Origin of the sequence: Dulcicalothrix desertica PCC 7102 (assembly GCF_003991905.1) — a bacterium.
Lineage (GTDB): Bacteria > Cyanobacteriota > Cyanobacteriia > Cyanobacteriales > Nostocaceae > Dulcicalothrix > Dulcicalothrix desertica.
Genome location: NZ_RSCL01000009.1, coordinates 214,548 through 236,068 on the forward strand (window position 1 = coordinate 214,548; position 21,521 = coordinate 236,068).

Below are 21,521 nucleotides of genomic sequence, written 5' to 3' on the forward strand. Positions count from 1 at the left end.
TAATTCTTGTGAATCAAAATTGTAAACCCCTTAAAATTGGATTATTATTTGAACGCCAAGTTGACATTATGTCGTTGCCGAATGATAATGAAGCAACTCATTATCATTGGCGAGAATTAGAAGAAGTTGAAGCAGTGGCAGAAAGTTTAACTGCTTTAGGTCATCACGTTAATAAAATTGGTACATTAGATGCTTTACTTAAACTCACTCGAAATGTAGAGGATTTACCGGATTTTGTGTGGAATATTTCTGTAGGAGTTGTTTCTCGCAATCGCACTGCGTTGGCGCCTGCTATATTAGAACAACTAAATATTCCTTATACTGGTGGTGATGCAACGGTAAAAAGTTTAACTCTTAACAAAGATTTTCTTAAACCATTATTACAGTGGAGCGGAATTCTTACACCTAGTTGGCATCGCTATGACTCACCAGAAGATATTAAATCTTTACCAAATTGGTCATTTTCGATTTTAAAGCCTAGCTGTGAAGGTTATTCTTTAGGTTTACAATGCTTTGATAGTCAAGAGGGGTTAACAAAACTTCAACAAATTGTTGGTGAAATGAGAGAATTATTTTCGGCGCCGATATTATGTGAAGAATTTATAGTTGGTCGAGAAATTACCGTAGGTGTTGTTGGTAATGGGTTGCCTCTACTTTTGGGAGGAGTAGAAACAGTAAATGCTGAAGGTGAATCATTACAATCAGAAATTTTAGATTTGACAGCTAAACGTCAAGGTAAATATAAAAAAGTTGGTGTTGATTTATCTTCACCTGATTTAGAAAATGTGAATCAAATAGTTTTGCAATTAATGCAGCTTTTAAAACCATTAGATTATGCTACTTTTGATTTTCGCATCTCCACTTCGGGACAACCTTATTTATTAGATATCAATGCTGATGCGACTTTACACCCTCAACGTTCTTTGGCTCAAGTTGCTTATGTTGCTGGTTTATCATATCAAGAATTGATAGAGATAATTTTTAATGTTTCTTGGGAAAGGTGGCAAAAATGAAGCGGTCACTTTTTAGCATTGCTGGTATTGTTGCAATTGCCACTACAATTAGCAAATTTTTTGGTTTGTTAAGGGCAACTATTATTGCAGCTGTATTTGGTGTGGGGGTTGTTGCGGATGCTTATAATTATGCTTATATAATCCCTGGATTTTTATTAGTTATTCTTGGTGGAATTAATGGCCCTTTACATAGTGCTTTAGTTAGTGTTTTGGCAAAACGCGCGCGCAATGATGTAGCTCCTTTAGTGGAAACGATTACCACCATTGTTGGTACTATATTAATAGTCGTTACGGTTGGTTTGATGTTGGGTGCTGGGTTAGTGATTGATATCATAGCACCTGGTTTACAGCCTCAAATCAGAGAAATTACCATTCTCCAATTACAAATTATGGCGCCTATTGCCTTATTATCAGGGTTAATTGGGATTGGTTTTGGAACTCTAAATGTAGCGCAACATTATTGGCTTCCTTCGGTAAGTCCAATGTTTTCTAGTTTAGCTGTAATATTAGGGTTAGGGTGGTTTGCGTTGCAGTTGGGCAATAAAATTAATTCTCCCGAATATTGGCGCCTTGGAGCTTGGATATTAGCGCTCGGAACCTTAGCTGGTGCAATATGGCAGTGGTTGATGCAGTTAATTGTTCAATGGCGCCAAGGAATGGGAACACTACGTATAAGCTTCAACTGGAATTTACCGGGTGTCAAAGAAGCACTTGGGCTGATGCTTCCTGCGACTATTTCTACAGGTATGACTCAAATTAATACATATATAGATTTATTTTTTGCTTCCTATATTCCCCATGCTGCTGCTGGCTTAAACTACGGAGGATTAATTGCTCAAACTCCCAAAGGTATTATTACCAGCGCAATCTTAATTCCTTACATGAGCCTATTTTCTCAGTTAGGCGCCAAAGAGAAATGGACGGACTTAAAACAAAAAATTCGTCAAAGCCTAATTCTTACAGCCTTGACAATGTTACCTTTGGGTGCATTACTGGCAGCTTTAGCTTTACCAATTACAAAGATAGTTTACGAACGTCAAGCATTTGATGAAGAAGCATCTCGACTAGTGGCATCAATATTAGTAGCATATGGTTTAGGAGCATTTACCAGTGTGGGAGTTGGCGTATTAGTGCGGGTGTTTTATGCCTTGGAAGATGGGAAAACACCGTTAAAAATTTCGCTGGTGAATATCTTATTGAATATGATTTTAGATTACTTTTTGGTAAATAGATTTGGGGCGCCTGGGTTAGTTTTAGCATCAATGGGAGTAAATGTAACCGCCATGCTAATGATGTTATGGTGTTTACACCGTCGTTTGAATGGTTTGGCTTTGAGAGAATGGGGTTTGTCAATTTTAGCATTAGCTGGAGCTTCTGGACTTGCAGGGTTTATAACTTGGGGATTTGTTAAGGTTTGGGAAGGGTTTTTGAGTAGTCAGGGTTTAGGATGGCAACTGCTAGAAGTTAGCATCGCTGCTTGTATAGGATTAGGAATTTTTGCAGTGTTAGCAAGTTTGTTACGATTACCAGAAGTAGATTTATTAGTGAGACGCTTGGCAACGGATGATGAACGGATGTAACGGATGATTGATTTTTAACAACCAGATTTTATTTATAAGCAAATAACTTATTGCGTTACATCCGTTACATCCGTTACATCCGTTGCATCCGTTGCAAATTCTTCACCAAATACATCCTTTAATTCATTAACTAAACTGCGAGGAACAGGAATTCCTGCGATTAAACGATGTTCCCGTGTAATTGCCTCTAATTCTCCCGGATAATAAATAGGTTGTTTCTCATCTAAAAGGGGTGTTTCTTTTAAAGATGCAATTGCCTTTTCTACTTGTTGCATAAATTCCTCTCTTTCCGTCCAAGCTTCAATATCCAACACCCAGAAAAAATGCCCAGTTCCATTTGCAGCATCATGAATTGCCTTTTGTTTGAACATCGAAGCAGTAGTACCAAGTAGGGGCCCACATAATAAATCTGTAATAAATGCTAAACCTGCACCTTTGTAAGAAGCAGGCAAATTTACCGCTACATCTTTAGGATTTTGAGTTGGTTGTCCTGTCGCTGTAATTCCCCAACCTTCTGGTATCAGTAATCCTTGATATTTAAAGTGTTTTATTTTACCACCGCTTACCGCTCCTGTTGCCATATCCAATACTATCGGATGAGACGTAAGCGTAGGAATTCCCACAGAAATGGGATTATTCCCAATTTTAGCTACTCGTCCTCCATAAGGCGCCAAGTCTACAGCATTAGTATCACTAGTTGCAAAACCTATCATTCCCGCAGTTGCTGCCATCCGGGTATAGTAACCTGCCATGCCAAAATGATTGCTGTTATTTACTCCAACCACTGCCATACCTAATTTAGTTGCTTGTGAAATAGCAGTTTCCATTGCTACCTTACCAGCATAGTGACCAGGGGCGCCATCTCCATCAATCCGAATCATTGCCGGACGCTTGGAATTTATTTGTATTTGTGGTTTCGGATTAATGCGTCCATTTTCAAGACTTTTAACATAACCAAAAATCTGCTGCAAACCATGCGAGTCCATACCACAAAGATTTGCCTCGACCAAATGAGTTATTAGAGCGCTGGCAACTTCTGGTAATAACTCGTAGGGTGACAGTACCCGTTCGAGAAACTTATGGAGAGATAAAGCTGAAACCGTAATATATTCAGACATGGGGATGGTAAATATCAATCGCGCGGTAATTAACTTGCCATTCACTGATGGGAGAGGTTTCCATACCAACTGAGCGGACAGTTTCTACTCGCCAACCAGACTTTCCATTATCGCAAGAAGGCGCCAACTTTTCTAAAACAGTAGAAGAAATATTTACACTGAAAGGTTTTGGAGTCGTTCCCCAAACACTAGCAACAACCCTTAATTCTTCAGGCAATACCTCTAAACGTAGCTGTAGCGAAGTTTGACTATAGTTACGGGCAATTAAGTTTTTATACCCATAAGCCACCGTCGCATCTTGCCCTAAAGTAAAAAAACGTCCTTCTCCATGAGCATCAATTGAATGGTTAGAACGTTCTAAAATTTCCAAATTAGCCCATAGCATAGCTTGGAAAACATTAGTAGAAATTTGACATAATCCACCACCAACATCATACTTTAATTGATTTGCAACTAAAGTAGGTCCTTCTTTATAACCATTAGCAAGAATTGGACGGGGAATACAGTGCCAGAAATCAAAAATCTGTCCCGGTGCCAACATTAAACCGTGAATATGTTTTGCGGCTAATTTCATATTCCAAATCCGATTTTCATTTATTTCTGGCAACCCAGAACGTTTTTTGATATCAGTGCTAATTTCGCTCCATTTATATAAATAATCGGAGAAATTATTCATATTTTGTATTCTTGAATAATTGACAGCATAACCACGCCAAATATAATTTGTATCTTTCCACTTTTGACGAATTAATGCTTTTAAATTTCTACTAAGCTTTTCCATTCAAGTAATTATAAATTAAATAAATAAACCTGTGTAGGTTGGCAACGCTAAGATGTTGGGTTGTGCAAAGCCTCCACCCAACCTACGCTTTAGCTATTTAAGATAAACATGAATTTTAGCATTTTAATTTGCTTTCAAAGGCGCCTGACTCGTTATTTTTTTGCTTGACTAAAAGTAGCTTGTTTGTACTATATGGCATCAATCACCGTCAAGACACTTGTTGTATGTGCTGGTTTTGGAATAACATGAGTTACACTTTGAGTACCCAGTACAGAAACGCTTACCGATTTTCCATCTAAGAAATTAAACTTAAGACCTGGAAAATCTGAGGTTTGTTGAACATTTCCACAGACTTTGATGTTAGCAACGTTGCGACCTCTTCTGTCTGTAGAATAGTTCAAATCTACACGTCCTACAATATTCTGCTTTTCTGACTCTATAACAAGATAAGTAAAACGTCTATTTCCTGCACTATACGCTGTACTACTATATTTGGCGCCGTTTGTTTTTCTTTCTATAATAGGAACTTCGCCTAATTTGCGATATCCAGAGCTTAAAGCAGGTACTCTACAAACTTTCGTTGTTTGAGCATTTGCACTTTGAATTTCAAAGTTTTGAGTAAAACTCAAAGTTAAACTAACTAAGCTAAATAATAACACGGACTTACTATTTTTTTTCACTTGATTAATTCCTGCGTGTGTTTTAAAACAGTTTTGATACTATATATACCACACATCTTAATAAATTCCGCATATATACTTAAATTATTTACAATGTTATTTTGTCAGTGGACGGAGAAAATAAGAGCTTTATCAATATTTAATAAAGATTTAATATTTGTGTTACATATTTATGAGAAGCGATTGAATACACTTAAAGTAAAGTTAATATTACCAATCGCTGTTTTCAAGTGACAACTTCTTTTAACTCAGTAGAAATAGTCAAAGCCTCAACTATATCAGGAGTATTTAGAACACCTGATATTAAAATAGTGCAATATATAGAGGCTTTTTCGGTTCTGAGTTGTACTCAAGAGTTATCAAAAAGTATTTTAGAGCCATTCAATGCTGCGATTGCTTGCGCCACTTTGAATGCATCTGCTAATTATAAACCCGCAGATTATTTTACTGATAGTTCTTGGAATACTTTTAAGAACAGCAAGGATTATAGAGGGTTTATTCATATACCTTCTGTTGAAGTTACTTTTACTAATGGCTTAATAGTTAGTTACGCAACACCTGCGACTGAATTTAGTTACGGTTATACTAATATACCCATTTTTGGGTACGAGGAGTCCGAACCTTATACTGCTTCAGCATTTAATGGTTTTACTGTAACAACAAACAGTCAAAATGATACGTTAGTTGTACAAGAGCAACGTGCAGCAAGACTTTCAAGAATTTTACGAGTTGGACAGGCTAATATTACTAATTATGATGCTCCATTTATTTATATTAAAATGAATGGATATTTTAAATTTGATGGTTCAAGCGTTATTAATATAGATAGTACAACATTTCCAACTATAAGAGTTTATATAAATAACGAATTAAAAGCAAGTCGTCCACAGGCAAATCTTGCTGATTTTATGAAAAGTGGCGGAAAAGTCAGAAATTTTGGTCTAGGCGCCTTTGATGTATCCGCTCCAGGTAAAGGTAATTTGGCGCCTGCTGGAGAGCCAATAAACTTAATAATTCCTGCATGTAATTACCATTATTTTATTCACATCTATCTATGGGTATGTATCTTTGATTGTATAGTATGACTTTAGATTCTATCTTATTGTAGTGAAGTAAATAGACAATATTTCTTAATGTAGTTGAGAATCGGCAAAATGTAGAATAAATTATGTTGTCTTCTCCTAAATCTCAGCCAAGTAACGAATCTGAAACATCTAGTACTAGCTGGTTAAATAGTGCTGCATTGCGTCGAACTGCAATTTTGGTGTTTTTAATCTCTTTTATTGTATTTTGGGGTTTCCAAATTGACATTACACTGCCCAATACACCAAGTTTGCAGAAAACTTTAACACCATCTATTCAACCAACTGCACAAGAAATAGGTTCATACGATGTGTTAGGACAAACAGTTAGTAAAGATGAAGCTGCTAGTTTATTACAAACTGATGCAGGTAAAGCATTTTTATCTCCTGGTAATGGTGCTGTTGAAATTAACAAAGATTTAATTAAACTCGGACGTGATAGTTTCTATAAGGAAACTTTTGGGAATGAAGTTTTTATAACCGATGTTACTGGTATATTAAACGGTCCTCTCAATATTGGTAATTTAACTAAAGCTATTTTAGCTTTGCGAGGTGGGCATACAACTAACTTGCAAGTTGAAATGGACAGAGATATGCAGGTTGGTAATCGCGAGTTTAAGAAGGGTGATATTATCAATACTGGACTCGATGTTGCTACTGGTTCTCTGTTTCCTTTGGGTGTTGTTGCTAATATCAATAATGGTAAGGTACGTGTTGGTATTACTTGTGCTGCGTGTCATGCAAAAGTAAATGATGAAGGCAAAATTATTGAAGGCGCCCCAAATAATGATTTAGACACTGGTACAATACTAGCGCTAGCAAGTAATTCGGCTGCTTGGTTTCGACAGACTGGTGTAAATCCAACACAAATTGCTAGTGGTAATAATACTTATATAGATGCCAATGGGAAAACAGAGCATTTACCTAATGTAGAAGCATTAGAACGTGCAGTTGATGAACATTTACTCAGTTGGGCGCCTGGTAATTTTGATTCATCGGGGGATAATAAAAATAATCCTGCCCAAAATCCATCATCGTACACATTAGGCGCCCATCCATATGGATGGAGTGGTTTCGCAGCACTTGGTTGGTTTAAAGGACTAACAACACTCAATAGTAACGTTCATGCCACAAATTCTGATTTAACAACAGGTGGCGATTCGAGTCAAGATTTGCTAGGCATCGACAAAGAAACCTACCTAGGAATTCTGCTACAAAACTCAGCGAACTCGAAATTTAAATTACCATCCGGCGCCAAACCTTCGCAATTTCTAAATAAAATAGACCCAACACCCGGAACACCTGCGATAAACGAAGTTATCAAAATGCCAGGTTTTCCCCTTGGTTCAAGATTTATACTCGATGGGTTAATGGCAAACAGTCCCGGAATGCCAGTAGCTTTACAACTCAACGGGATGTCAGCATTCCAAAACTCGTTGGCGCCACCAGCTTACGAATCGAATAATATAAAATCAATACAACAAGGAGCTAAAATTTTCAGTAACGCAGGTTGTGTAACTTGCCATAGCGGACGCTACTTTACCAATAATCACGTTATTGCCGAAGACGAAATTCAATCACAACCTTCACGTGCGCTAGCTTTAGCCAAATTTCCAAAAGTCTTTGCCAAACCTCAAACTTACACACCAGACACAAGAACTCCACTACCAGCTAATTTATCTATACTCAACATCCCAACAGATAGCGTATCTGAACAAGATTACAAACTAGCATACGCAATTGGTAACTCAGGAGGTTATAAAGTGCCTAGTTTAATAGGTTTGCATGTAACGGCGCCATATTTACACGATGGAGGAGTTGCCGTAGGTAAAGACGCACTACAAATCAACGAAAACGATTATCAAATAGTCAACCCAAACCAACTAGGACTAGCAGGAACCTCATTAAATAATATAGTACCGGATGCAGGCGCCAGCTTACGCGCATTAATCGACCGTAACCTACGAAACCAGGTAATAGCAGCAAACCGTGCAAACCCCGACCTAGTATTATCCAACGCAGACGGTAGCGGACACAACTACTGGGTAGACAAACAAGCAGGTTTCACCATCCAAGACCAAAACAACCTCATCGAATATTTACTCTCATTAGACAACCCTGGCAACGGATGATAAACGGATGTAACGGATGAGATTGTAGGTTGGGTGGAGGAACGGAACCCAACACCCAACCCACATGAAGGTTTATATAAAGTAATTTACAATACATATATTTTTACCAAAAACACTCAATAATTGCGACAGGTAAGCACTACATAAAAAAGGGTAAAACCCGCTTCCTTGATACCTCACAACTCTTTATTTAGGCATTAAAATAGAATTATAAGAAATAAAGAACTTTGTATACATATGAAAATACAGTCTTCAGTATTAGTTCATCTCGGATTTGGTAAATATGTGCGTTCCGACCAAGTTACAGCAGTTGTACCTATCGAAGAAGACCGAGGACCAGGGCGCCGGACATTTGTTTACTTAGAAGGTGACGATGACCCTATAATTGCATCAAGAGCCGAAGATACAATAGTGCGTGACCTAGTGCAAGAACCACGTGAAGTCACCCAAGCAAGACAACAACAAGAAATTCTCCAAGATTTACTCGTTGATTTAAACAATGTAAACTCAACAGTTAGACGAATTAGTCGTGACGAAGGCAGTTTAGACTTAGACCTACTCGAACGACGCATTCGACAAGTATTAGAGAAATAGTTCTGGAGTGAGACGCACAGCGCGTCTCTTTTTCTTTAACAAACATCTTTTTAAATTTTTGAGCTAACTAAAAGAACAACTAGAGACGTTAGAGTATCTTCAAAAACATTGTAGAGACGTTACATGTAACATCTCTACACTTATTGTTGCGCTTTTATGTTGAAGAACGTGAAGCTTGTGCGCGTTTGTTCACCTCATTCCAATTAACTACATTCCACCAGTTACTCAAATAGTCTGCACGACGGTTTTGGTATCTTAGATAGTAAGCGTGTTCCCATACATCATTTCCCATAATTGGATATAAACCATCCATAATAGGACTATCTTGATTTGCTGTATTCGTAATTTGAAGTTGACCTTTGGGGTTACGCACTAACCATACCCATCCACTACCAAAACGTTGTCCACCTGCTGTATTAAACTGTTTTTGGAAATTTTCAAAGCTTCCAAAAGTTTTGTTAATTTCTTGAGCAATATTTCCAGTAGGTAGACCTCCACCTGTAGGACTCATAATTTCCCAGAACATGGTGTGGTTAAGATGACCCCCACCATTGTTACGTACAGTGGTACGAATATCTTCTGGTATACTATTAAGGTCACGTAACATTGCTTCTATAGTTCTACCTTGTAATTGCGGGTACTTTTTCAAAGCATTATTCAAATTATCGACATATGCTTTATGATGCTTATCGTGATGGATTTTCATCGTTTCTGCATCTATAGCTTTTTCTAATGCATTGTAAGCATATGGTAATGGAGCTAGCTGTGCAGGATTTGCGCTTAATCCTTGGCTTATTACCGATTGTACTTGATTACCTTGAGCTATAGATACTGGTGCAGGCGCCGCAGCTAATTGTTGTGGTTGAAAAATAGTTACAACAACTAATACGATTCCTGCAATAAACCAAATGAATGATTTGATCAAAATTGAAATCATAGTCATGTGTACTCCGGTAGATAGCAAATCTAATCTTATTTCTAAGTAACTATACAGTTACCACATGTAATTATTTTGACAATAACTACATTCAACTTGCGGTGTAAAATTTAATGATTGTACATAAATACAATACATTATTTAGTTAATAATATACAAGCTAAATACCTTGATAATGTTGTTTTTAATTGCCATGTTCCAAAAAAATATCAATAACTAGTATTACAATTTATCTTATTTTTGTTTATTTACTATCTTCACTAGTTTTTATTTTTACTTCTTGAGATAGATGTAAAATTTATGATTATTAGGGCAAGGATAGTTAGAAAGGCACCTGTTGGCTGGGCGCCTCTCCTGTGTATAGTATTGAAAGCAATTAAAGTGCAGAGTTCTATTGAAACAAGGTTAATGACCAGAGTGTTTTCGCACTTCAACGAGCATTAAATTTCAATGCCTCTGTCTCTTAGCTGCTTTAATAATTCTTGATAACGTTGACGTTCAAGTTCAGCTTGTTGGGCGCGTTGTTCAAGTTCGACAGGTGTTAGAAACTTTCGTCCATCTGGAAAAGAAATTTCTAGCGTTGTTGTCAGTACAAACTTAATTTGTAAACGTGGACTTGTCCAACCATTTATGTTCGCTATTGGTACTAAACTTTGATTTACGCGCGTCCAACCTTGTAAATTATTGGTTTCTGGGTCGTAAAGGTAATATTCTTCTAGACCATATTTTTCATAAAAGTCGCGCTTTTTATCCATTTCGACTTTGGTGTTGCCTGGTAATAGTATTTCAAATACCAATTAAGATGCTTCGTTCCTCAGCATGACAATTAAGATGCTTCGTTCCTCAGCATGACAATTGATATGCTTCGTTCCTCAGCATGACAATTGAGATGCTTTGTTCTTTATAATGACAATTGATATGCTTCATTCTTTATAATGAAAATTGAGGTGCTTGATTGCTAGTAGTATTCTGGATTTTTAGTTTTACTTTCTACGATTTGAAAGTGTTCTACAGTGGGGAATGGGTCGTAAAAGTGATGTAATATTTTTTTCCATTGTTCATATTTAGGAGATTCTCGAAACCCTGTTGTATGTGCTTCTAAGTTATCCCATTGCACGAGTAATAAGTATTTTCCTTTTACTTCTATACAACGGTGTAGTTCGTGCGATAAATATCCATCTATTAGAGATATAATTTTTGATGCTTGTTTGAATGCTGATTCAAATTTGTTTTCCATTCCTGGTTTTACGTTCAGCATTACCGCTTCAAGTATCATTGTTATATCTCCTTTTACTCAACACTCAGCACTCAGCACTCAGCACTCAGCACTTTTATAGCACAAATTTTTGCAGTGTATAGACTATCACGTGGCAAAATGGGGTCAGGCGCCCATTATTATCTGGTTTTTGGTATCCTTGAATTAGTTGCTGTATTTCTACCTCTTCTAATCCTTCACTTATTTGTATCGCTGTATCTATCGCTGTTCTCCTTAATCTTCTTAGCTTATCTATATCTAGGGCAAGTTTATTAATAGTTGTTTGCGCTGCTTCTTCCTTGACTCCTTGTGCTGGTGCTATTTCCCCTGACCCTGTATATCTAAAATATGTCTCACATCCTGGGTCTAAGGGTGATACCATTAACTCCTCATCATACCAGGCGCCTTTTTTATGTCCACAGTGTACGGGTGTACGAGGTTTTCTCTCGTCTTCTCCTTGGCACGATGCAATTAAGTTGGTATATGTAAAGGTTAACTCTTTGTAAACGCTTTTTGGACGATAATGCTCAATATGGCAAGTCGTGCGAATAATAGGACGACTACAGTAAGCACAAATAAATCCCTGCTCTTTCAACAAAGATTCATAAACGTCACTCTTAACCGATTTATTAAAAGACTTCCAATCTTTTGTCCTACCACCTAGCTTTATATTCCAATCGGTCAAACTTCGGGGTTCTTGATTTTTTTGAATATATTTCATCGATTTAATATTTCCTTGCGTCGAATTAATACATCTGCACGCACAAATTCGGGGTCGTCTTCTCCTATTTGTGTTGCAAGATTTTGACGTAGTTGTTTCGCTGTCTCCAAGTTACCCTGGTCAATTAATTTAAATAAGTCGCTTAAACCGTTTTTGATTTGTTGCGGACGTTCCGATACACCCATTAAATCTTCTAAAATTTGATTGCTGTCTCGACCGAACGAGTTTTCTGGTTGCTGTAATGTCACACCGTCGGGTGTTGCGGTAATAATATAGATGTTATCGGGTTTGATATGACTGACTATTTGCGGTGAGTGGGTAGACACAATAAATTGACAGTTGGGGAATGTCCTTTTTAATGCAGGAACAATTTCTCGTTGCCATTTGGGATGTAAATGTAGTTCTATTTCATCGATAAGCACTACCCCATCACCCAGGAGTGGGTTTGCTAAATATGGGTTTGCTGTTGCTAGTCGTCTTGCTAAGTCACCGACCAAAGCAAGCAAACATTTTTCTCCGTCTGAAAGTTGGTTAACTACAAGTTCTTGACCCTGCTTTTTAACCATCATTTGCAGTGAAGCACGAATTACATGCAAGTCGGTAAAATCAGGTTGTAATGAAGAAATTGCATTTCGTGCTGTCTCTAACTGTATATCTCGATAGTCTGGGTTATTGCGTCGCTGTTCGTTTTCTAGGTCTTCACGGTTCCTAAACCATTCAAAAAAACCTTTAAAGTCTATTCTCCCACCTGTTAGTGCTTGGTCGTATGCGTTAACTTGACTAAATATATTTTCCTGCGTCATATCCAGAGGCATTTCTAAAACCGCACGGTTGACAGGGTAAGATACTATAACGGGTAAGTTTATATTGCTTGTACTTAGTCCAGTCGCTAACTCATCTACATATGCTTGTAAAGAAGGCAGTGTTTGATTATCACCCTCTTCTTCGATAAAATCTAGTGCAACAGTTACAGCTTGCAATGCTTTGCTTAACTCGTTACGCTTTTGACTCAACGCTTGCAGTTGTTCTTCATTTACATCATATAATATTGACTTAATTGCTTCTAAGCGTTTCATCCCTGTACTTCTAACATCGCGAACTGACGATGGACGCTCTTTTTGTAATGACCAACTAATTTCACGCTCACCTTCAACTATTGTAATCTCACATTCCAACGACTGGCGCCCGTTCATAATATCCTTGTCGTCAAAAAATCGCATTGACAAAGAATCTTGCAGGCGCCCAGTAAACTGAGATAATAAAATTGTCAAGCAATCCAGAATACTGGATTTGCCTACACCGTTAACACCAACCAACACCATTGGTTCCTGAACCTTAAATTCCAACTCTAAATCACTCAATCCACGGAAATTCTTTATTTTTAGGCGCCTAACTTTCATATTAAGTATATATAACTAGATAAAAAATATAACGATATATTTGGTTATACCACTTCTATCTTAAAATATTTTCTCCAAAATCACTTTCTCTATTTTAATTATTGGGGTGGGGGGTGTAACCAAGATGTGTTATTTTTGACTTGCAGTATTTTGATGAGTGTGCTGTGAGTATAACTACTGTTGCAAATAATATATTACAAGTGACGTTAAACGTGATTACTTACAGTCTATTGAATGCAGCAGTACAAGCGCAAGTTGTTCCTGATGCAACCCTTCGCAATAATTCAATCGTGACATCGCAACATCAAAATATTACCATTACAGGTGGAACTCAAACAGGCGCCAATTTATTTCACAGTTTTTTGCAGTTTTCCATCAAAAATGGGGAAAACGTTTATTTTGACAATGCTCCTAGGGTGAATAGCATTATTCTGCGGGTGACAGGACGTGATATCTCTAATATCGATGGTTTGATACGCACAGCAGGTAATGTTAATTTATATCTATTTAACCCAAATGGAATTTACTTGGGTAAAAATGCCGCACTCGATATAAAAGGGTCGTTATATTTGAGTACTGCTGAGTCTTGGAAATTTCCACATGGTGTAAAAGACGTTGATAATCCTTCGTTACTACATATATCAGTGCCTATTGGTGTACAGTGGGGTTCTACTGGTAATATTCAAGTTGATGCTAATTTATCCGCTCAAAATTTGAATCTGAGAGCAAATAACATCACAATTACAGGAAATCTAACTAGTAGTGGTGATATTACTCTAGAAGCAACCAATAAATTGATGATAAATGATAAAGCTACAGTTAGTGTGAGTAGTCAAGAAAGTGGCGCCAGTGGCAACTTGCAATTAGTAACGGATAACCTGACAATTGAAGGAGGAACTGTCAGCGCAAAAACAATCACAGAAGGTGGAAATGTGAATGTGTACGCTTCGAGTTTGTTAACGTTGCGTCAAAATGCGACTATTTCTACTGTATCCATAGGAAAAGGTAATGGCGCCAATATTAATATTGAAGCAGGGTTTATTTTAGTCAACCCAAATGGCGATAATGATATTACCACGAACGTGATGCAAGATGGCGGAAAAATTAAAATATCCAGTAATGCTATCTTTGGTCTAGAAAAACGTCGTTCCCCAACAGGACGCAGTGATATCTTGGTAACATCTCCTGCTTTGAGTAATAGCAACATCAATATTACGACTTTAAATATCGACCCAAATCGAGGTGTTACTCAGTTACCCACATCTATAATAGATGTGTCAAAGCAAATTAATCAAACTTGTTCAAACCAAGCTACCACAAATCGATTTGTTATTGTTGGACGTGGTGGTTTACCATTGAATACCACAGAAGCTTTGAGCGTCAACTCTGGTTGGATAGACTGGCGCCATATTGACGAGGTACAAGATAATCAAGGGGATGATGTATCTACACAACATCAAGTTGTAGAAGCAACTGCGTGGGAAGTTGAGAATGGTGCGATTCAACTTGTTGCGAGTCATAAAGCAAACTGGCAACAGATGGTGAACGGATGTAACGGATAGGTTACAGAAACCCAGTTTATAAGTGTTATTACGTACAAATTTCCTAGTGATATCGCGTAAGTACGTAAGGATGCTGTTGTAATGCTAACGAGACTTAAGAGATGATGCACCCTAACTATGGGTTTATGCTTATGAAGTTACGTAGATGGTTACGTTTATTTGTTGTAGTTACTATAGTTATATTATTTATCTTTTTTAGTAATGCCGTAACAGCATCTGCATCGAATTCGTTGATGAATGGACAGGTGTTTTATTCTGCGGGACTGTATAATGATGCGATTCGCGTTTGGAGTCATGCTGTTAGTCGCTATGAAAATAAAAATGATAAACAATCTCAAGCTTTGATGCTTTCTTACTTAGCTTTAGCTTATCAGCAAAATGGACAGTTAGTTTTGGCTGAGTCTTCTATATCCCAAGCAAAGCGGTTAATTTACGATAACGGTAAGGTTGTTAATCTAAAAATAGGCGCCTGTGTTTTGAATAATCAAGGTGAGTTATTATTTAACCTGGGTAATACTGAATCTGCTCTCTTATCTTTTCAACAAGCAGAAAAATATTACCGAAAAAGTAATGATGTTATGGGTGTTATTGGGACACAGTTGAATTCTGCACGTGCTTTACAAATGTTAGGATATTTTTTGCGTGCGAAAAATATTCTTGAGCAAGTACAAACTTCACTATCAGCACAACCTGACTCAGAGTTGAAAGTGACTGCACTAATGAATTTGGGTAATTTGTTACGAGTTGTGGGTAACTATGTTGGTGCAAATGAAGTCAACATGCAAAGCTTAAAAATTGCGAGTGCGATGCAATTACATCCACAAGCGTTTATGATACTACTCAATTTAGGAAGACTCGCCGAAGAGCAAGGTCGATTAACTAACGCTTTACAATTTTACCAAAAAGGCGCCGTTGCAAATAGCCCCGTCAGACTACAAGCGAGTGTTTATGAACTGAAAACTCTTGTACATCTCGACCGTTATAGCGATGCTCAAAAACTATTCAAACAAATTTATACTGACTTATTACCGAACTACCCACTCAGCCAAACTAAAGTATACGCCCAAATTGAGTTAGCTTCTGACTTAATTAAAATGAAAAGCTTACAAGAATCGTCGGGACATGGGAATATAAAGCAAGATTATTTAAATATTTCAGCACAGGTATTAGCAAAAGCTTATAAAGACGCTCAAACTTTAGCACATCCTCGTGCTGAATCGATAGCTTTGGGACGTTTGGCAAGTCTATATGAACAAACTCAACAGTGGCAAAACGCAATAAAACTTACTACTCTTGCATTAGAAAAAGCACACTTGTTAAAAGCTGCTGATATTGCGTATCAGTGGGAATGGCAACTAGGACGAATTTTTAAAGCACAGGGTAATATTGAAAAAGCCATAACTAACTATACAGAAGCATATCGTATTTTACAGACACTTCGTCAAGACTTAGTAGGCATTAATCAAGATGTTCAGTTATCATTTCGTCAAAGTGTTGAACCTGTCTACCGAGAATTAGTAGATTTACTGTTGCAGGATGTTCCAGATATTGCATTAAAACAGCAGCAATCAAAATTAGTCTTTGCACGTGAAATCATCGAAGCGTTGCAAATGGCAGAACTTGCTAATTATTTTCGCCAAGCTTGTTTAAACGGTCAACCAATTTCGATTGAACAAATTGATACAAATGCCGCTGTAATATATCCTATCATCTTAAAAGACCGTCTCGAAGTTATTCTATCGCTTCCCAACCAACCGTTACGTCATTATGCGACTTTAAAGACTTCCGCACAAGTGGAAACTGCGATTAAAGCAATGCGACACTCGCAAAGAAAAACTTCGTTTGAACGCGAACGGTTATTAATAGCTCAACAATTATATGACTGGTTAATCAAACCTGCTGCTGAGATTTTAGCGAAACACGAGATAAAAACGTTGGTATTTGTGCTGGATGGTTCATTGCGGAATATACCGATGGCAGCATTACATGATGGTACACAATATTTGATTGAAAAATATGCTCTTGCCGTGGCGCCTAGTTTAGAGTTGTTTAAAGCAGGAGTTTTACATAAAGATAAAATCAAGGTTCTGGCAGGAGGAGTGACTTTACCAAACCAAAATTTATCACCGTTACCAGGAGTTGAGCAAGAAATTAAAAGTATTCGCGCTTTAGTTCCGACGACAGTGTTACTCAATCAGAATTTTACAATAGAGAATTTACGGAATAATTTATCTAAGCAGTACTCAGTAATACACTTAGCTACACATGGTCAATTTAGTTCTAATGTTGCGGGTACTTATATTCAAACATGGAATGAGCAGCTTGATATTAACATGTTAAACTCATTAATTGCCGAGCGGAATTTGCAAGGCACCAGTCCAATAGAGTTATTAATACTAAGCGCTTGTCAAACAGCTTCTGGAGATGATTCTGCGGCATTAGGAATAGCGGGAGTTGCAGCACATTCGGGAGCGCGCAGTGTGTTAGCATCGCTATGGCAAATCAACGATGAGTATACACCAGTGTTTATGAATGTTTTTTACAAACAGTTATATTCTGGCGCCAAAAGAGCGGAAGCTTTACAGAAAGCGCAACTTGAGTTAATGAAGAGTGAAGAATACAAACATCCTTATTACTGGGCAAGTTTTATACTAGTTGGCAATTGGCTATAGAGAATACATAATTGGATAGATATAAAAAAAGATACTAAACGTATATGGATTTTCTAACAAAAAAATGCGGGTGTAAATTAGTAGTAGGTTGGTTAACGGCAACAGTTACCCTACCATTATCGATATCAATATCATCAGTTAGTGCAGTAACTCCTAGTGAGGTGGGTGGTGTAAGTGGGTTAACTACGGTAAATTTTGAACCACCACCACGAAAAGATGCACCTCGTGGTGGGACAGCAGGTGGAGGTTCACGTACTGATACGCTTTCTTGTAGTTCTTCAATTCAAGCTAGAACTAAAGCTTTAACTGCTTTGACTCCGGGTAAACATGTTGGATTATCTCATGACAGGCGCCCAGTGTTGTATGTATATTTACCGAAAACTAACGCGAAAGTAGGAGAGTTTAGCTTATTTGATGACAAAATGAATGGGGTATATCAGACAGAAATATCAGTAGAAAACAGTAAAGGTTTTATTGCGATTAAATTACCATCAGCGCCGTCTTTAGTCAAAAATCAGCCTTATTACTGGTCATTTGCGTTAGCTTGTAACCCAGAAGACCGAACGTCAGACATGGTGGTTGGAGGTTGGATAGAGTATACACAGCTAAACCAGGATTTACAAAACAAATTAATTAAAGCTTCCTCTGTCGAACGTATATCTTTGTACGCCAAAAATGGATACTGGTATGATGCAGTTGCAACAGTGATGGAACTTCAGCAAAAAGAACCGCACAACCCACAACTAGCACGAACTTGGACGGAGTTATTAACTTCGGTTGGTTTGAGTTTAAATATAGTTGCAACGGCAAATTAAGTTTTCACTTCCCCAACACTCTTGCTTTGTTTATGTGGAAAAGGTTGAAAATACAGATTCTGCGGTATCGTGGCATTGAAATGACATCGGTGTTTGTGACGCTGACAATCATTAGTTTACAGCTGACAGGCGCCTTGCAGTTTATGGAATGCGCGATGCTAGACCAGTGGTTTGCAGCACGTCCACAAGAACCAATAGACTCCCGCATCGTCATAGTCACTATTGATGAGAATGATATTTCGCGTTTCAAAAGCTGGCCTATTGACGACAGAACACTTGCGAAATTGCTTAACAAAATTAAACAGCAGCAACCAGCAGTGATTGGGTTAGACTTATATCGCAACTTACCAGTAGAACCAGGTCATCAAGAACTACTAGACATATATGAATCGACACCAAATTTGATTGGAATTCAAAAAATATTAAGTAACAATAACGGGCCAGTCGTTGAACCACCACCTGTACTTGCGACACGTGACCAAATTGCAGCTTGTGATTTAGTATTAGAAAGCGATGGTAAAGTCAGACGCTATTTACTCGCGGTAAGAGATAAGAGTAAAACTAAAACTTATTTAACATTAGGAGCAAAGTTAGCGTTAACTTACTTAGAGAAGCAGAATATTAAACAAATTCATGACGGGCAAAAACAAGCTCTGAAACTGGGGAAAGCCAAATTTGTACCAATGGAGGATAGTGAAGGGGGTTTTGTGCGTGTGGATGTGGGAGGATATCAAATTTTAGCAAATTTTCGCAACTCACATTCCTCAGTCACCAAAATACGTTTATTAGATGTACTCGAAAATCGGGTTCCTCCAAACTTAATGACGGGTAAAGTCGTTTTAGTTGGTTCAGTAGCTGAAAGTTTAAGTGAAAGGTTTTATACTCCTTTTACTCGTGATGTAAATACAGCTTGGTCGGGTGTTGAATTACACGCAGACTTAACGAGTCAAATATTAAGTGCAGCATTAGATGACAGACAACTGTTACGAGGAATATCTGAACAGTTAGGATGGTTATGGATATTGTTTTGGTCAAGTGTAGGTGCTACGATTGGGTGGGGAGTCAAAATTAGATTAAATAGATATTACTTCAAGAAGCATAGATTGAGCGAAGTCGTTACACAGTGCAGTTCATTAGTATTTACAATTAGTATACTATTACCTGGCGCCATCCTCAGTCTTTTATTTAGTACGTACTCACTATTTTTGAGTGGTTGGTGGGTAAATGTAGTATCACCATTATTAGGACTGACTAGCGCAACTCTTGGAAGTAAGCTGTATTTACTGGTGCGTTCATTGCAGTTATCGCACAAAGCTTTAGCAAACTACGCTAGTAACCTAGAATTGAAAGTGAAAGAACGAACTCAAGAACTTGTAGAAAAGAATATAGCACTAGAAATTGCAAAACAAGAAGCAGAGTCAGCGAACAAAGCCAAAAGTACATTTTTAGCCAACATCAGTCATGAATTACGTACTCCACTGAATGCAATTCTAGGTTTTAGTCAAATTTTAGGACGTGAAGAAAAATTAACATTAGACCAAAAACAGCATATCGAAATTATTAACCGCAGTGGTAAACATTTATTGGAATTAATAAATGATGTCCTATCGATGTCTAAAATAGAAGCAGGTAGAACAATGTTAGTAGAGCGTGCGTTTGATTTGTATGCATTACTAGATGCCATACATAAAATGTTACAACTGCGTGCTAACAGTAAAAACTTAAATTTTAACTTTGAATTAATTGGTGATATTCCACAGTACATCATTACTGACGAAAGTAAACTACGTCAAATATTGATTAATTTATTAGGTAACGCAATCAAATTTACAACTTATGGAGGTGTGACTTTACGAGTTAAATTACAAACAGCAGAAGTATCAAATTTGATTAAATCACACCTGGCTTCACAACAAGATATATGTACGACTAAGAAAGAAAAAAAATCGCACGAAAATTCATTTACTGTGTTACAAGAAAGTATAAAGAATTATTTTTTTACAAAGCAAACTATTTTACCTAAAAGTTTATATCAAAGTTTATTTGGTCAGAGATATAGATATTATAAGATGTTGAGAAGAAAATATGAGCGTAAACCTTCAAAGCAGGCGCCTGAATCTTTAAATTTTGATTATGATATAAATATAGATAATAAGCAGCATTTAGTTTTTGAAGTCATAGATACAGGGTATGGAATAGCGTCTCAAGACCTAGAGAAATTATTTAATCCATTTGTGCAAACTCAACTTGGTCGTCAGTCGATGGAAGGAACAGGTTTAGGGTTAGCGATTAGTCGAGAGTATGTGAAGTTAATGGGTGGGGATATAATAGTAAGTAGTGTATTGAACGAAGGGTCAACATTCCAATTCGATATTAAATTCGATTATGCCACATATACGTCATTAGAAAACTTGGCGCCGACTCAGCAAGTTACGGGGTTAGAGAAAAACCAACCGTGTTATAGAATATTAATAGCAGAAGATGTGGAAGAAAGTCGTTTATTGCTTGTAAAATTGTTGGAACCAATTGGTTTTGAGGTAAGAATTGCTATTAACGGCGAAGAAGCAGTACAAATTTGGGAAAATTGGCGCCCACATTTAGTATTTATGGATATGCGAATGCCAATAGTAGATGGATATGAAGCGACTCGCAGGATAAGAGAAATAGAGAAAATAGAAAAGAAATTAGAAGAAAAGCATAATTTATCTCGTGTTATTGAAGATAAATCATTTAAGACAATAATTATAGCTTTAACAGCGAGTACTTTTGAAGAACAACAAGACCAGTTTATCAAAGTTGGATGTAATGCTTTTATTGGTAAGCCAGTTAACGAAACATTACTTTACGAACAAATAGCTAGATATTTAGATGTTAAATATATATCTACTTGTACATCTTGTGTCGAACATAAACAAGAGAATAAACCTCAAGAAGCATCATTGTTAGAACTTACATCAGAACAGTTAAGTACTATGTCATCCGAATGGATAGATAAGTTACACTATGCGGCAATATCTTTAAATGACCAATCAATAACTGAGTTAATTAAAGATATTCCGGAAACGCAAAATCTTTTAGCTGAGACATTAACTAATTTAGTCGATAACTTCCGTTTAGATATTATCGCTAAATGTATCGAAACCCAAACACGCATTTAATATTGTAGGTTGGGTGGAGGC

General features: G+C 37.2%; 17 protein-coding genes. 9 read left to right on the plus strand and 8 right to left on the minus strand.

Translation table 11 applies throughout. The features are described from left to right. Positions 1-8 precede the first annotated feature (8 nt). Both DSM106972_RS20290 and murJ read left to right on the plus strand, forming a co-directional pair. On the plus strand, positions 9-1,013 hold the full coding sequence (locus tag DSM106972_RS20290) for a D-alanine--D-alanine ligase family protein (protein WP_233787439.1): 1,005 nt from the start codon (positions 9-11) through the stop codon (positions 1,011-1,013). Next, positions 1,010-2,593 carry a murein biosynthesis integral membrane protein MurJ gene (gene murJ, locus DSM106972_RS20295; protein WP_127082414.1) on the plus strand — a complete coding sequence of 528 codons (1,584 nt, stop codon included), beginning with the start codon at positions 1,010-1,012 and terminating at the stop codon, positions 2,591-2,593. The genes DSM106972_RS20290 and murJ overlap by 4 nt, the downstream gene beginning before the upstream one ends. 47 nt (positions 2,594-2,640) lie before the next feature. Here murJ and DSM106972_RS20300 read toward each other — a convergent pair whose 3' ends face one another. The 3 genes from DSM106972_RS20300 to DSM106972_RS20310 form a co-directional block, all read right to left on the minus strand. Further along, a complete protein-coding gene (locus DSM106972_RS20300) occupies positions 2,641-3,711 on the minus strand; it encodes an Ldh family oxidoreductase (protein WP_127082415.1) in 1,071 nt (356 codons plus the stop codon). Beyond that, positions 3,704-4,492, minus strand: a complete 789-nt coding sequence (locus tag DSM106972_RS20305) for a VanW family protein (RefSeq protein WP_127082416.1) — start codon at positions 4,490-4,492, stop codon at positions 3,704-3,706. Before DSM106972_RS20305 ends, DSM106972_RS20300 begins: the two co-directional genes overlap by 8 nt. 188 nt (positions 4,493-4,680) lie before the next feature. Then, a complete protein-coding gene (locus DSM106972_RS20310) occupies positions 4,681-5,172 on the minus strand; it encodes a hypothetical protein (RefSeq protein ID WP_127082417.1) in 492 nt (163 codons plus the stop codon). Positions 5,173-5,402: 230 nt separating this feature from the next. Between DSM106972_RS20310 and DSM106972_RS20315 the strand changes: the two genes are divergently transcribed. The 3 genes from DSM106972_RS20315 (at position 5,403) to DSM106972_RS20325 (ending at position 8,980) form a co-directional block, all read left to right on the plus strand. Further along, positions 5,403-6,257 carry a hypothetical protein gene (locus DSM106972_RS20315; protein ID WP_127082418.1) on the plus strand — a complete coding sequence of 285 codons (855 nt, stop codon included), beginning with the start codon at positions 5,403-5,405 and terminating at the stop codon, positions 6,255-6,257. 83 nt (positions 6,258-6,340) lie between these two features. Continuing rightward, positions 6,341-8,386 (plus strand): di-heme oxidoredictase family protein, encoded by a 2,046-nt coding sequence (locus tag DSM106972_RS20320; protein WP_186538724.1) that lies wholly within the window; start codon positions 6,341-6,343, stop codon positions 8,384-8,386. 237 nt (positions 8,387-8,623) lie between these two features. Beyond that, positions 8,624-8,980 (plus strand): hypothetical protein, encoded by a 357-nt coding sequence (locus DSM106972_RS20325; RefSeq protein WP_127082419.1) that lies wholly within the window; start codon positions 8,624-8,626, stop codon positions 8,978-8,980. 154 nt (positions 8,981-9,134) lie between these two features. Here DSM106972_RS20325 and DSM106972_RS20330 read toward each other — a convergent pair whose 3' ends face one another. The 5 genes from DSM106972_RS20330 to DSM106972_RS20350 form a co-directional block, all read right to left on the minus strand. Further along, positions 9,135-9,917 (minus strand): superoxide dismutase, encoded by a 783-nt coding sequence (locus DSM106972_RS20330; RefSeq protein ID WP_127082420.1) that lies wholly within the window; start codon positions 9,915-9,917, stop codon positions 9,135-9,137. Positions 9,918-10,357: 440 nt separating this feature from the next. Further along, the gene (locus tag DSM106972_RS20335; RefSeq protein ID WP_233787438.1) at positions 10,358-10,714 is read right to left on the minus strand and encodes a Uma2 family endonuclease; all 357 of its coding nucleotides are present in this window, start codon (positions 10,712-10,714) and stop codon (positions 10,358-10,360) included. 161 nt (positions 10,715-10,875) lie between these two features. Beyond that, a complete protein-coding gene (locus DSM106972_RS20340; protein ID WP_127082421.1) occupies positions 10,876-11,193 on the minus strand; it encodes an antibiotic biosynthesis monooxygenase family protein in 318 nt (105 codons plus the stop codon). A 55-nt stretch (positions 11,194-11,248) separates the two neighbouring features. Next, on the minus strand, positions 11,249-11,893 hold the full coding sequence (locus DSM106972_RS20345) for a retron system putative HNH endonuclease (protein ID WP_127082422.1): 645 nt from the start codon (positions 11,891-11,893) through the stop codon (positions 11,249-11,251). Then, the gene (locus DSM106972_RS20350) at positions 11,890-13,293 is read right to left on the minus strand and encodes an AAA family ATPase (RefSeq protein WP_127082423.1); all 1,404 of its coding nucleotides are present in this window, start codon (positions 13,291-13,293) and stop codon (positions 11,890-11,892) included. Before DSM106972_RS20350 ends, DSM106972_RS20345 begins: the two co-directional genes overlap by 4 nt. A gap of 164 nt (positions 13,294-13,457) precedes the next feature. Here DSM106972_RS20350 and DSM106972_RS20355 point away from each other — a divergent pair, with 164 nt between their 5' ends. The 4 genes from DSM106972_RS20355 to DSM106972_RS20370 all read left to right on the plus strand — a co-directional run bounded on the left by DSM106972_RS20355 (position 13,458) and on the right by DSM106972_RS20370 (position 21,500). Next, a complete protein-coding gene (locus tag DSM106972_RS20355; RefSeq protein WP_158632853.1) occupies positions 13,458-14,855 on the plus strand; it encodes a two-partner secretion domain-containing protein in 1,398 nt (465 codons plus the stop codon). Positions 14,856-14,986: 131 nt separating this feature from the next. After that, positions 14,987-17,527: a CHAT domain-containing protein gene (locus DSM106972_RS20360; protein ID WP_127082425.1), complete on the plus strand. Its 2,541-nt coding sequence runs from the start codon at positions 14,987-14,989 to the stop codon at positions 17,525-17,527. A 44-nt stretch (positions 17,528-17,571) separates the two neighbouring features. Next, the gene (locus DSM106972_RS20365) at positions 17,572-18,342 is read left to right on the plus strand and encodes a DUF928 domain-containing protein (RefSeq protein ID WP_233787437.1); all 771 of its coding nucleotides are present in this window, start codon (positions 17,572-17,574) and stop codon (positions 18,340-18,342) included. 44 nt (positions 18,343-18,386) lie between these two features. Continuing rightward, on the plus strand, positions 18,387-21,500 hold the full coding sequence (locus DSM106972_RS20370; protein ID WP_233787436.1) for a CHASE2 domain-containing protein: 3,114 nt from the start codon (positions 18,387-18,389) through the stop codon (positions 21,498-21,500). Positions 21,501-21,521: the final 21 nt, after the last annotated feature.

Bases quoted from the DNA above. Each gene is read 5' to 3' on its own strand.
- DSM106972_RS20320 (WP_186538724.1), top strand. From the start codon at position 6,341: ATGTTGTCTTCTCCTAAATCTCAGCCAAGTAACGAATCTGAAACATCT.
- DSM106972_RS20300 (WP_127082415.1), bottom strand. From the start codon at position 3,711: ATGTCTGAATATATTACGGTTTCAGCTTTATCTCTCCATAAGTTTCTC.
- DSM106972_RS20330 (WP_127082420.1), bottom strand. From the start codon at position 9,917: ATGATTTCAATTTTGATCAAATCATTCATTTGGTTTATTGCAGGAATC.
- DSM106972_RS20305 (WP_127082416.1), bottom strand. From the start codon at position 4,492: ATGGAAAAGCTTAGTAGAAATTTAAAAGCATTAATTCGTCAAAAGTGG.
- DSM106972_RS20360 (WP_127082425.1), top strand. From the start codon at position 14,987: ATGAAGTTACGTAGATGGTTACGTTTATTTGTTGTAGTTACTATAGTT.
- DSM106972_RS20325 (WP_127082419.1), top strand. From the start codon at position 8,624: ATGAAAATACAGTCTTCAGTATTAGTTCATCTCGGATTTGGTAAATAT.
- murJ (WP_127082414.1), top strand. From the start codon at position 1,010: ATGAAGCGGTCACTTTTTAGCATTGCTGGTATTGTTGCAATTGCCACT.
- DSM106972_RS20345 (WP_127082422.1), bottom strand. From the start codon at position 11,893: ATGAAATATATTCAAAAAAATCAAGAACCCCGAAGTTTGACCGATTGG.
- DSM106972_RS20365 (WP_233787437.1), top strand. From the start codon at position 17,572: ATGGATTTTCTAACAAAAAAATGCGGGTGTAAATTAGTAGTAGGTTGG.
- DSM106972_RS20340 (WP_127082421.1), bottom strand. From the start codon at position 11,193: ATGATACTTGAAGCGGTAATGCTGAACGTAAAACCAGGAATGGAAAAC.
- DSM106972_RS20350 (WP_127082423.1), bottom strand. From the start codon at position 13,293: ATGAAAGTTAGGCGCCTAAAAATAAAGAATTTCCGTGGATTGAGTGAT.